This is a genomic window from Psychrobacillus sp., assembly GCF_056205495.1.
The window spans coordinates 1-12877 of the sequence record NZ_JBAEAP010000243.1 but is presented as its reverse complement, the minus strand read 5'-3'; the positions used below and the strand labels follow the sequence as shown (position 1 = coordinate 12877).

Here is a 12877-nt window from a genome sequence, read left to right as displayed (position 1 = left end):
GGGCATAGATTGTTCTATCATTAGAAAGAGCCAGCAGCTCCTCAGCTGATTCTGGACGATAGTGAACCTCTACACTAAACTCGACTAATCCTAATCCCTGCAAAATTATTGTGTCTGGATAGTCCTCATCCTTTGTTAATATGCAGTCTGTGCAAAAAGCTAATGCACCTGCGCTATAGCCAATCATTAAGCCTGGAAAACTACTAATTACAGCAGTCAGCTCTTTATCCAAAATAACCTGAAGTAAACGCTCAGGTTGTCCTCCTATAATATAAAGAACATCATACTCTTCAATCATGTTAATCATGTCTTCTTTTGATAGCTTTTCATGCAACAAACCAAGCGTCACATTAGGAATGCGTGTAAACGCCTGTTGCAGGCTTTCCATCCAACTTTCATATCTAGATTCATCGGTTGCAAAGGGCACAAGCAGCACTTTCGTATTCGGACTTATTTTACACTCTAATTCTTCAAAAACATCATCAAGCTCACCCTTTAACACATGTCCCCCACCGATAAAACAAAGCTCCATCCCCATCACCCTTTCTCAAATATTATCTCATCATAGCATCTATAATTATAAAATTAAATATATTTACAGCTTTGATAAGTAGCTAAATGCGGAGAAGCTTTTGCTAACATGCATCAAAAAAGCGAGTAAGTGGTCAGGAAATCTGATCACTTACTCGCTATGATTATCTTTAGGATTTTATCGTTTCACAATTTCTTCGTTTAGGATTTTGTTAACAAGAGGCGGATTTGCTTGGCCTTTTGTTGCTTTCATAATTTGTCCTACTAGGAAGCCAATGGCACGATCTTTCCCGTTTTTAAAGTCTTCAATGGATTGTGGGTTAGCATCTAAAGTAGCTGTTACGATTTCACGTAGAGCGCCTTCATCTGAGATTTGTACTAAGCCTTTAGCTTTTACAACTTCAGCAGCATCTCCACCGTTATCCGCAAGCTCTTTAAATACTTTCTTCGCAATCTTAGAGGAGATTGTTCCATCAGAAATCAACTTAATCATGCCAGCAAGATTAGAAGGAGTAAGCTTGATGTCCTTCAATTCTTTTTGGTCTGCGTTTAGGTAAGCTGAAACTTCACCCATTAACCAGTTGGAAGCAAGCTTCGCATCTGCTCCTAGAGCAATTGTTTCCTCGAAGAAATCAGACATTTCTTTTGTTAAGGTAAGTACCATTGCATCGTATGCAGGTAAGCCTAGCTCCTCGATATAACGAACTTTACGTGCATCTGGAAGCTCAGGAATTTCAGAGCGAACTCGTTCTCTCCAAGCATCATCAATGACAATTTGCACTAAGTCTGGCTCTGGGAAGTAACGGTAATCATCCGCTCCTTCTTTAACACGCATTAAAAGTGTTTTACCAGTTGACTCATCATAGCGACGAGTTTCTTGTGGAATTACCCCACCTGATAATAGAACCTCTGCTTGACGAATTTGTTCATGCTCAAGACCACGGCGAACAAAGTTGAAGGAGTTTAAGTTTTTAAGCTCTGTTTTCGTACCGAATTTTTCTTGACCATATGGACGTAAGGAAATATTCGCATCACAACGAAGGGAACCTTCCTCCATTTTACAATCAGAAACTCCTGTGTATTGGATAATTGATTTAACCTTTTCTAGGTAAGCGTAAGCTTCCTCCGGCGTACGGATATCTGGCTCTGATACGATTTCAATCAAAGGAGTACCTTGACGGTTGAAGTCAACAAGAGAGTATCCATTGCTTGTATGCGTAAGCTTTCCTGCATCCTCTTCCAAGTGAAGACGAGTAATACCAATACGTTTCTTTTCTCCGCCTACTTCAATTTCTACCCAACCATTTTCACCGATTGGCTTGTCAAATTGAGAGATTTGGTAAGCCTTTGGATTATCCGGATAGAAGTAATTTTTACGGTCGAACTTAGTAATAGGAGCTATGTCCATATTAAGTGCAAGTGCAGCTCTCATGCCCCACTCAATCGCTGTTTTATTAACAACAGGTAATACTCCAGGGTAACCTAGGTCAATTACATGTGTATTTGTATTTGGTTCTGCTCCAAAGTGAGCTGGTGCTGGTGAGAACATTTTAGAGTCTGTTTTTAACTCTACATGAATCTCTAATCCAATAATCGTTTCAAAATTCATTATTTTGCTCCCTCCCATATTTGCGGAGTTTGTTTATGGAAGCTTGTTGCTTGCTCATAAGCATGTGCCACACGATAGATAGTTGCTTCATCGAAGTATTTACCGATAATTTGTAATCCTAGTGGTAGACCGTCTGAGAATCCGCAAGGAATAGAAATTCCAGGGACGCCAGCAAGGTTTACTGGAATTGTTAAAATATCATTTGCATACATCGTTAATGGATCCTTAACATTTTCCCCAATTTTAAATGCTGGAGTTGGCGTCGTTGGTCCAATGATAACATCGTATTTATCAAATACATTGTCAAAGTCTTGCTTGATTAAAGTACGTACTTGCTGTGCTTTTCTGTAGTAAGCGTCATATGAACCAGCGCTAAGTGAATAAGTTCCTAGCATGATACGACGTTTTACTTCATCACCAAAGCCTTGTGCACGAGTTTCTTTATAAAGCTCCATTAAGTTTTCTACGTTGTCTGCACGGAAGCCATAACGAATTCCGTCAAAACGAGCTAAGTTAGAGGATGCTTCTGAAGAAGACAATAAATAGTAAGCTGCTAAAGCGTACTTAGAATGTGGTAACGATACTTCTTCCCACGTTGCTCCAAGTGATTCTAATACTTTTAGTGCGTCAAGAACAGATTGCTTAGATGCTTCTCCAACACCTTGTCCTAAATATTCTTTAGGAACAGCAATACGAAGTCCTTTAATATCACCTGTTAATGATTTAGTAAAGCTTGGTACTTCCACGTTTGCAGAAGTAGAGTCACTTGCATCTAAACCAGAAATAGCCTCTAGTAAAAAGGCATTGTCTTCTACATTACGTGTAACAGGTCCGATTTGATCCAAAGAAGAAGCAAATGCCACTAATCCAAAACGGGATACTCGGCCATATGTAGGCTTCATCCCTACAACTCCACAGAATGAAGCTGGCTGACGAATAGATCCACCAGTATCAGACCCTAATGAAAATGGTACCTCTCCTGCTGCTACAGCTGCAGCCGAACCACCTGAAGATCCACCAGGTACATGATTTAAATTCCAAGGATTTCTTGTATTTTTAAAGGCAGAGTTTTCATTCGAAGAGCCCATTGCGAACTCATCCATGTTTAACTTACCAATTGTTATTAATCCAGCATCACGTAGTTTATGTACAACAGTTGCATCATAAATAGGGTTAAAGCCTTCTAATATTTTACTTGCACAAGTAGTTTCAATACCTTCTGTTACAATATTGTCTTTTACTCCGATTGGCATTCCGAAAAGGGGGCCTCTTTCCTCGAAAGGAACTTGATCCATTTCTTTTGCTTGAGCAGTTGCTTGCTCTTCATTTAACGCTAGAAAAGCTTGAACTTCTCCGTCCACTTTATTAATTCTTTTAAAGGATTCAGCAGTTAGTTCTTCAATAGATACTTCTTTCTTTTTGATCAAATCTTGAAGTTCTACTGCTGAATGTTTGAATAATGTCATCAGATGCCCTCCTAACTTTTTCTTATTCGATAATAGTTGGTACTTTTACTTGTCCTGCTTCTTCTTCTTTAACATTTTTCATCATTTTCTCACGTTCTAAGCCAGGTACTGATTTGTCCTCACGAAGCACATTTACTAATGGTAATACATGAGTAGTTGGAGCTACATCAGTAGTGTCTAATTCGTTCAGCTCATCTGCAAACTTAGTAATTGCAGCTAGTTGCTCTGCAAACATCTCCGCTTCTTCTTCAGTAATAGCAAGTCTAGCTAAATGCGCAACATGTTTTACTTCTTCTTTTGAAATATTCGCCAATTTTTACACCTCCGAATTCAATAAACCATAACAATAATCATATCATTTTTCACACTAGTTGAACAGAGTACGCATCGTTTCCTTAATGGTTATAGATATGAACAAATGCGTCCTCTTCACCAGCCTCTTTAACTAGCAATGCCTCAGCACCATCCAATGAGTTCACTTGAATTTCTACATTCATTGAAGCAGGGAAATTGGCTTTCATATATCCCGCAAGCTGCTGTGTAAATCCAATTAACTCTGCAGATCCAAAAAACTGTATTGGTATTTCAATAGTTAGCTTCTGTAGCTGCTCGTCCTTAAAGTATCCTGTGCCAATAACACTAGTATAATTAGAGAAATACTCTTCCACATCCCGCTTAAAGTTACTAAAGACTGTATTTAAGTCACGATATTTTTTTTCAGCCTCGGAAGACGGGAACATAATATATTCTTCATTGATAGGCTTCCAATCAGACAGGTTGCCACCTTTAGAAGCAACACCGTATTCAAAATAAGTACCTGGAACAATAGCATTATTACTATTTTGTTTAAACAAACCTACAACAATAGGTACCTCTTCCAGGCCAGCTATTTTTCTCATACGATTAACAACCTCTTCAGCTATTCTTTCCCCATTCTGCTTGATTTGCTCATCTGTTAGGGCTTGTTCATAGACTGCCCCATATTCTTCCTTTGTATAATAATAAATTGAATTTAAAGAAAGACCTACAGATACTCCCGCTAACCTAGCTTTATTGTCCACTACCTCTAAATAGTTTTGTTCGACAATATGAGTGATATAAACAGGAGTTTTTAATGCTTTTTCTTCTCCTGTGAGGCCTTCATCATTCGGATTTAGCCCTTCCTTTGTTTGACCTTCTCTGGCCAGCCATTTCTGCAAGGTGTCTTTTTTTAAATATTGTCCCTCTTGGAACATATACTTATCTGGGGAAAATTCTGTTTGAGAAATACGAAAGAGACCTAATTCTACTTCTTTCATGTCGTATTTCGTGTTAAGGTTTGAGACAACTAAGCCTCTGCTTGCGCTCTCTTCATACGGCATCAAAGTACGATAATAGTTTTCATCCAGCTGAAGACTTGGAATCACGACTGTTTTCGCTTCTTCCTCCGTATTTTGCACAACTTCTGTATCGTTTTTTTGATTCGGAGTACATCCCGTTATAACTAACGCCAAAATCAAAAGAGCTAACACTAAATATTTTTTGGTCATGCTTTTAACTCCTTTTATCCTTCTAAATGGTCCAATAGCTTTTGCTCATCCCAGACTTCAATACCAAGACTAGTAGCCTTTTCTAGCTTAGATCCAGCATCCTCTCCTGCAATAACTAAGTCTGTTTTTTTACTTACGCTGCCAGCTACATTACCACCTAATGATTCTATTTTTTCTTTTGCTTCTGGACGTGTCAATTGTGTGAGTTTCCCTGTTAAGACAACCGTTTTACCGGCAAATGGACTGTTTTCCATTGTAGCAGCATCAATAACCTTACCTGTGTATCTCATTGCTAATCCTGCTTCTTTTAATCGCTCAATTAGCTTTTGAACCTCTTCCTGTTCAAAATAAGTTACAAGAGAATCTGCCATCTTTTCACCAATTTCATGAATGTCAGTAATTTCATCTCGTGTAGCATGCATTAGTGCATCAAAATCTAGAAACTTTTCTGAAAGAATTTTTGCTGCCTTCTCACCAATATGGCGTATGCCCAATCCAAATAACACTCTCTCCATTGAATTGGATTTTGAAGTTGTAATAGCCTCGACAAGATTAGTAGCAGATTTCATACCCATTCGTTCTAGCTTTACCAAGTCCTCGATCGTAAGCTTATATAAGTCTGAAACATCCTTTATAAGTTCTTCTCGATAAAGCTGTTCTACAACCTTACCACCTAGACCTTCTATATTCATCGCATTGCGGGAAGCAAAGTGATAAATTCCTTCACGAATTTGAGCTGGACATTGCGGATTAACACATCGTAGAGCGACCTCTTCTTCAATACGTATCAGTTCACTATCACATGCAGGACAGTTTGTTGGCATTTCATAAGGGACTAGATTATCCTTTCTTTCTTGAAGGATTACTCCCACTACTTCTGGGATGATGTCCCCAGCTTTTCGAATGATTACTCGATCGCCTATTCGTATATCCTTTTCGCGAATAAGATCCTCGTTATGCAAGGAAGCTCTTTGTACAGTTGTACCCGCCACCTGTGCTGGTTCTAACAATGCAGTTGGAGTAACTACACCAGTTCGTCCCACTGTTAGGTCGATTCCGATTATCGTTGTAACTACCTCTTCAGCAGGAAATTTGTAGGCAATAGCAAAACGTGGACTTTTAGCTGTGAAGCCAAGCTCCTCTTGCTGCGAGTAATTATTCACCTTAATCACAATTCCATCTATCTCATAAGGAATATCATTTCTTTTGGTCGTCCATTCTTCAATAAAAGCCATAACCTCTTCAACGGAATGACATTCTCTCGTTTCGTTATTAGTAGGTAATCCTAGCTTTCTCATATACTTAAGTGCTTCCGAGTGATCGTCAATATTAAACTCTTCTCCATCTCCCCCCATGCCATAAATGAACATGGACAAATTACGGCTTGCCGCAATTTTAGGATCTAGCTGACGCAAGGAACCAGCAGCAGCATTGCGTGGATTCGCAAATAGTTCTAATCCGTCTTCTGCTCGTTGTTCATTTAGCTTAAGGAAAGAAGATTTAGGCATATATGCCTCTCCTCTAGCCTCTAACGTAACATTTTCCTGTAAACGTAAAGGGACAGCACGAATCGTTTTAATGTTACTCGTGATATCCTCACCTGTTGTTCCATCACCACGAGTTGCTCCGCGAACGAGTTGTCCATTCTCGTATAGAAGTGAAACAGCAAGTCCGTCTATTTTTAGTTCACAAACGTAGACAGGTGTCTCATCAATAATGTTTCGAATGCGTTTGTCAAAATCTCTAATATCTTCTTCATTAAATGCATTCGATAAACTTAGCATTGGATTGGCATGGGTAACCTTTTTGAATCCTTCACTTATAGTTAATCCTACACGCTGAGTGGGAGAATCCGGGAAAATCAAGTCCGGATTTTCTTCCTCTAGTGCAATCAGCTCATGCAAATATTGATCATAAACAGCATCGGGTACTGTTGGTTTATCTAATACATAGTATGAGTAGCTATAGTCATTCAATATTTTATGAAGCTCTTTTACTCTTTCTAATTTATCCATCGATTTTCCTCCGCTAAGAAAATTATACTTTTTCAATCGGTGCATATTTAGCAAGTAATCGCTTGATCCCCGTCGGACTTGGGAAAGCAATATCAAGCTCTGTATTCTCACCATCGCCACGAACGCTGACAACCATACCCTCGCCCCATTTTTTATGAGCTGCCTTGTCACCAACCTGCCAGCCTAAACGCTCCCCGCCGGTCGATTGGTACGCTGGTCTAGAAACTGCAGCGCGCGGAACTGGTGCAATTACCTTTGTATCTCTATTTTTGTTTTTGCGGATATCTCTGGACCACCCTACAACCTCAATAATTTCATCTGAAATCTCCGCGATGAACCGTGAGGGACTGTTAAAGCTACTGCGTCCAAATATAGTTCTTGCTTGTGCACATGTGATAAATAATCTTTCCTCAGCACGAGTAATACCTACATATGCTAAGCGACGTTCTTCCTCCATCTCCTCATCGTTCCCAATGGAGCGAGCATGTGGAAAAATATTTTCTTCCATTCCAATGATAAATACTACAGGAAACTCCAGTCCCTTAGCAGCATGCATTGTCATCAGGATAATATTGCCCTGTGACTTGTCCTCATCTTCATCGAGCTTATCAATATCTGAAATGAGCGCCAAGTCTGTTAAAAATGCAACAAGGGATTTATCGTCACTTTTTTCTTCGAAGGCCTTCGTTACAGATAAAAACTCTTCGATATTCTCTAGACGGCTTTCTGCTTCAATTGTCTTTTCATTTTTGAGCATCGTTTTATATCCAGTTTTCTCTAATACCTGTTCCACAATTTCAGTTACTGACAGGAACTCCTGCATTTGAGTCAGGTTTTGAATGAGTCCATGGAAGCCTACTACAGAATTCACTGCTCTAGCAGGTAATCCCATGAAGTCTACCTCGTTTAAAGCGTCTAAAATTGAACGATCCTGTTCTATAGCATATCTCGCTATTCGGTCAAATGAGGTTGCTCCTATGTTTCGCTTAGGCTCATTAATAATTCGAGCAAGTGATAAATCATCATCATTATTGGCAATCAATCGTAGATAGGCAAGTAAGTCTTTAATCTCTTTCCGATCATAGAACTTGGTACCTCCAACGATCGTATAGGCCATGTTCGATTTAACGAGCACTTCCTCCATCACACGTGATTGGGCATTCGTTCGATATAAGATAGCAAAGTCGTTTAGCGTTCTGTTTTCTGTTTCTATTAGCTCTTGAATCTTTTGAACAACATATTGAGCTTCCTGCTGTTCTTCATTTGCACGGAACAACTCAATCTTTTCACCTTCAAGGTTTTCAGTTCGCAACACTTTTGGATAACGACTTTGGTTATTACAAATGACGTCATTTGCTGCTTTTAAGATTCTTTGAGATGAACGATAGTTTTGCTCCAGCATAATCACTTTCGCATTTGGATAGTCCTTTTCAAAGGAAAGAATGTTTTGTATATCCGCTCCGCGCCAGCGATATATGGATTGATCGGAATCACCTACAACACAGATGTTTTTGAATTTGTTTGCAAGCATTTGAACAAGCTCGTATTGAGCCTTGTTCGTATCCTGGTATTCATCTACATGGATATACTGAAACTTATTTTGATAGTATTCCAATACATCTGGTACTCGTTTAAACAACGTTAAGGTAGTCATGATTAAATCATCAAAGTCTAGCGACTGGTTTTTTCTCAGACGTTTTTGATACCCTTCGTATACCTTTGCTACTGTTTTCTCAAAGGGATTGGAATCATTCATTTGAGCCTTATATGTGTCTGCATCAATACATATATTTTTTGCACTACTAATAGCATTCAGCATAGAGCGAGGATCATATTGTTTCGTATCAATATTCAAATCCTTCAAAATACCTTTAATAACTGTCAGCTGGTCAGAAGTATCCAATATAGAGAAACTTTTAGAATAACCAATTCGATCGATATCTCTTCTTAAAATACGCACACACATCGAGTGAAACGTAGAAACCCACATTCTTTCTCCAGTGCCTTCTCCTAAAATACTATTGATACGCTCTCGCATTTCGCGCGCTGCTTTGTTAGTAAAGGTAATGGCCAATATTTTAGAAGGATAAACTTCCTTTTCCACGATTAGATAAGCTATACGATGTGTTAGCACTCTTGTTTTACCAGATCCAGCACCAGCCATAATCAGTAGTGGACCGTCAGTTGATTTCACTGCTTCCTCTTGCTCTTTATTCATCCCGTTTAATAGGGTTTTAGCTATAAGTTCCATACTTTACTACACTTCCTCTACAAGAACATTTGTTCTTTCTATTATACCCTTGGCTATCTATTTCCTCAATTCATTTTACTGCATTAACAGTTTTCAAGGCTTCATTCAAATTATCGTAGATTTGGTTTCCTACAATAATGGTATGTGCATGGGCAGCCATTTCGCGGGCTTGTGCTTCTGTTTTAATGCCCCCACCATAAAAGAGCTGGGTTTGTTTTAAACCAGATCTTACCTTGGCTACAGTTTGAACATCACCGTATTTTCCGCTGTATTCCATGTAGAAGACAGGGAATTTGAACATATGCTCTACCATTTGAGCATAAGCAATTATATCATCGATGGTTTCAACTGGCTCCGCTTGTGTCAGCATAGCTGCCTTACAGTCAGGGTTTAAAATACAATAGCCTTCTGGGATTATTTCCTCCCAATTCATAACCTCTCCAAATTCCTTTGTCGCCTTATGATGCAGGTCCTTCACCCATCTCGTATCGGTGCTGTTCAAAACACTAGGAATAAAATAAAAATCAAAACCAGGGGTTATACTATCTATCGTAGAAACTTCTAACGCTACCGGAACTGCGTATCTACGAATTCTCATTAATAGATCTATTACGTTGTCTAAGGTCACGCCATCAGAACCGCCAATAATAATAGCATCTGTTCCAGATTCGCATACCCTCTCTAATGCCTCGGAAGAAATCTCCTTCGCAGGGTCTAGCTTAAATATATGTCTCCACTCTTTATAATCCATTTTTTCACCTACACAATAGTTGTTTGATAACATTACTCCATTATACCAAAAATACCTGCTGACATCGCTCATAAGCCATGAGGAATCCAAATTTGTAATAAAAATTCAACATACGGCAAGAGACTTCCCATAAATTTATTTTTCAGAGCTATTAGGTACTTCTCTTAACAAACAAAAAAACTCTCCCGAATAAGTTTCGGAGAGAGCTCTTCTCTATTACTCTTTTCTATTTAACACTGGTTTCTCGTCTGGATATAATCTATCTAACATTTCGTCATACGCATCATTGCCATAATCAAATGCTCGTCTAACACGTGAAATAGTAGCAGTGCTTGCACCAGTCTCTTTTTTAATAGATTCATAGGTTTTCTTTAAACGAAGCAAATGGGCTACTTCAAATCGCTGAGCAAGTGATTGAATTTCGCTGATCGTGCATAAGTCGTCAAAAAATCGATAGCACTCATCTATATCCTTCAACTGCAGAATAGCATTGAATAGTTGGTCTGTTTGTTTACCTTTAATTTTTTCAATCTGCAATGTATTCATTCCTTTCTTTAGTCGTTTACGGTATATACTTAACCATATTTTCTATCCCAGGACTTGTCGGAACAATACTAATCCATGTTTTCCCTTGAACTAGCTTAGCTGGTACACCATTTTCCATAGGAACCAATATGCCTTCTATATTTTTCCATTCTATTTCCTTCATAATACCGGCTTGGAAAAGATATGCTTTTCCTCCATTAGCTAATGTTAACTGCTGACGCCCAGAATTATCAATGGTTTTATGTGGGATTTCCATAAAAATAAGATTTGAAAGTTTTACAGGAGTCTCGTTCTCCTTATCGGTTGTAAGGACTCCAGCAGACTTTCTTTCGTAAATCCCTTCGTCTGAATCATAATTATATTCGTTCTCAAAGCTAGTACCATTCCCGTAGCGAATAGTTATATTGGAAGCTGGATTTCCAATCTTAGCACCATCTATAGATTCTAAGAAAGAGAAGGTCGGTATCTTGTTCAATTCCATTGAAGCCCCTACTCGCTCTGCTCCAGCTAAAATATTCTCACCTGAAATATAAGAGTTGTGTGGTGCTTTTCTTTCTTTTGAACGTTTAAAGTAGATTCCATCATACTGCATACCGTTTATATTATCTACTACTCTTGCGTTTAACATTTTCTGTGCATCTGGACTATAGCCATGCGCCACATAAAAGGCATCTAAACCTTTCGATAACTCTACAAAGTAATCTCTAGCACTTCTAACTGGTCCAATATTATCTGGAATCTCACTTTGAAAAACTGCCAAAAATCGAGTAACATTTCCTTCTGCAATGACCTCATAAACTAGATCTGCTTGAGATATCCCTGATTGCGGACGAGCTTGTGGATGATTATTGATAGTTACCATAACTGGTCTTTGCTTTAACTCTTCTTCTGATCCAACCCCAGTAAATGGAGCATTGAACGGCAAGACTGTCGGTTCCTCTTCAATTATTTCAGCCACACTCTCCTCTACCTCTTCTTTAATATCTTCAGCAACTACTTCCTCTATTACTGCTTCCTTTGAACACCCTGAAAGTAAAACACAAGCAACAGCAATCATTCCCCATTTTTTTAACACGCTAAAGCCTCCTACCTCATTACTGCTGGAAATAAAACCTTCTTCTTCATCACATCGAATATCCCTTTTTGAGTTACACGGACATACGGCAAATGAGTAGATTGTAAAAACAGCAGTGTGTATATAGCATCCCCATGCTTAAATCCTCTATTAGCTAGCTCTCTCTTTAACACTATCTCTTCCTCTATAAGCTCTTCCATTGGCTTATCAGAAAGCCCTCCACCTATTGGAAGATGGATTGAACAGACAACCTGTTCATCTTCTACAATGACAATCCCGCCGTTCATTTTCTTCATTTCATCAAAGGCCTGCATCATACTTTTTTTACTCTTCCCAATCAATAATATATCCCCCGTATTTGAATAGGAAGAAGCAAATCCCATTAAGGACGTTGCGAAGCCTTTTATTAAAGTAGATACTTTCCACTTACCATTTCTATCTATAAGTAGCAGGAAGCTTTGGTCGTGACTTTGAGACAATTCATTGTCCGTTGTATCAACACTAATGGAATAAGGCTTAGTAATGACGTCATTCACCATTTCAATACCAAATGGCATCGAGAATTGAAAATCGCTATCAGTTAAATCGAAGTCTAGCTGAAGCGGCGGCATATTAGACCAATCTACCTCTTCTAGCCCTCGAACTTTTTCTCCGTCTTTTCTTAACCATACTCCTTTTGATAAAACAGCTATTGGGACAGGATTTCGCTCGTCCTCTAGGAAATTCAATGTTGCAAGTCTACCTGTTGCAATAACACCATGTAAATTTGAAAGATTATAGTATTTTGCAACGTTAAATGACGCCATCAAGTACGCATCAATCGGATCTACACCTGCATCTAATGCCACCTGGATACATTTGTCCATTACACCGTCGGTATGGAAAGATGGTGTCGAACCATCTGTAGTCATCATTAAGTGATCAAAGATACGTAGATCCTTCTCTAAAATATCCTTTAGTAGGTTTGGTAAATCTGGACGAATAGAAGAATGACGTAAGGTACCTGCTTAACCATGCAGTATCCGTCTTTCTACTTCCTCGATTGTCATAGACTCATGGTCACCATCTGCCCCTAATAATCTCATTCTAGCAAGTGTTTTCTCA

General features: G+C 38.8%; 10 protein-coding genes and 1 pseudogene. All 11 read right to left on the bottom strand.

Going from position 1 to position 12877, the window contains the following annotated elements:
- Positions 1–532, bottom strand: a 532-nt coding sequence (locus tag AC06OU_RS07005) for a Type 1 glutamine amidotransferase-like domain-containing protein (protein ID WP_475854905.1), incomplete at its 3' end; no start/stop codon positions are given.
- A 177-nt stretch (positions 533–709) separates the two neighbouring features.
- Complete coding sequence (gene gatB, locus AC06OU_RS07000; protein ID WP_169360566.1) at positions 710–2140, bottom strand: Asp-tRNA(Asn)/Glu-tRNA(Gln) amidotransferase subunit GatB; 1431 nt, start codon at positions 2138–2140, stop codon at positions 710–712.
- Positions 2140–3606 (bottom strand): Asp-tRNA(Asn)/Glu-tRNA(Gln) amidotransferase subunit GatA, encoded by a 1467-nt coding sequence (gene gatA / locus AC06OU_RS06995; protein ID WP_251556551.1) that lies wholly within the window; start codon positions 3604–3606, stop codon positions 2140–2142. The genes gatB and gatA overlap by 1 nt, the downstream gene beginning before the upstream one ends.
- Before the next feature lie 22 nt (positions 3607–3628).
- Positions 3629–3919: an Asp-tRNA(Asn)/Glu-tRNA(Gln) amidotransferase subunit GatC gene (gatC, locus tag AC06OU_RS06990; RefSeq protein ID WP_169360564.1), complete on the bottom strand. Its 291-nt coding sequence runs from the start codon at positions 3917–3919 to the stop codon at positions 3629–3631.
- Between the two features lie 82 nt (positions 3920–4001).
- Positions 4002–5135: a CamS family sex pheromone protein gene (locus AC06OU_RS06985; protein ID WP_475854903.1), complete on the bottom strand. Its 1134-nt coding sequence runs from the start codon at positions 5133–5135 to the stop codon at positions 4002–4004.
- Positions 5136–5149: 14 nt separating this feature from the next.
- Positions 5150–7150 carry an NAD-dependent DNA ligase LigA gene (gene ligA / locus AC06OU_RS06980; protein ID WP_475854901.1) on the bottom strand — a complete coding sequence of 667 codons (2001 nt, stop codon included), beginning with the start codon at positions 7148–7150 and terminating at the stop codon, positions 5150–5152.
- Positions 7151–7172: 22 nt separating this feature from the next.
- Positions 7173–9401 carry a DNA helicase PcrA gene (gene pcrA / locus AC06OU_RS06975; protein WP_251556573.1) on the bottom strand — a complete coding sequence of 743 codons (2229 nt, stop codon included), beginning with the start codon at positions 9399–9401 and terminating at the stop codon, positions 7173–7175.
- A 70-nt stretch (positions 9402–9471) separates the two neighbouring features.
- Positions 9472–10152 carry a heptaprenylglyceryl phosphate synthase gene (pcrB, locus tag AC06OU_RS06970; protein WP_475854898.1) on the bottom strand — a complete coding sequence of 227 codons (681 nt, stop codon included), beginning with the start codon at positions 10150–10152 and terminating at the stop codon, positions 9472–9474.
- Positions 10153–10368: 216 nt separating this feature from the next.
- On the bottom strand, positions 10369–10689 hold the full coding sequence (locus tag AC06OU_RS06965; RefSeq protein ID WP_169360559.1) for a YerC/YecD family TrpR-related protein: 321 nt from the start codon (positions 10687–10689) through the stop codon (positions 10369–10371).
- A 25-nt stretch (positions 10690–10714) separates the two neighbouring features.
- Positions 10715–11773, bottom strand: a complete 1059-nt coding sequence (locus tag AC06OU_RS06960; protein WP_475854896.1) for a DUF3048 domain-containing protein — start codon at positions 11771–11773, stop codon at positions 10715–10717.
- An 11-nt stretch (positions 11774–11784) separates the two neighbouring features.
- Positions 11785–12877, bottom strand: a pseudogene (locus tag AC06OU_RS06955) (adenine deaminase C-terminal domain-containing protein); the annotation flags it as partial.

Bases quoted from the DNA above. Each gene is read 5' to 3' on its own strand.
- pcrB (WP_475854898.1), bottom strand. From the start codon at position 10,152: ATGGATTATAAAGAGTGGAGACATATATTTAAGCTAGACCCTGCGAAG.
- ligA (WP_475854901.1), bottom strand. From the start codon at position 7,150: ATGGATAAATTAGAAAGAGTAAAAGAGCTTCATAAAATATTGAATGAC.
- pcrA (WP_251556573.1), bottom strand. From the start codon at position 9,401: ATGGAACTTATAGCTAAAACCCTATTAAACGGGATGAATAAAGAGCAA.
- gatB (WP_169360566.1), bottom strand. From the start codon at position 2,140: ATGAATTTTGAAACGATTATTGGATTAGAGATTCATGTAGAGTTAAAA.
- gatA (WP_251556551.1), bottom strand. From the start codon at position 3,606: ATGACATTATTCAAACATTCAGCAGTAGAACTTCAAGATTTGATCAAA.
- AC06OU_RS06985 (WP_475854903.1), bottom strand. From the start codon at position 5,135: ATGACCAAAAAATATTTAGTGTTAGCTCTTTTGATTTTGGCGTTAGTT.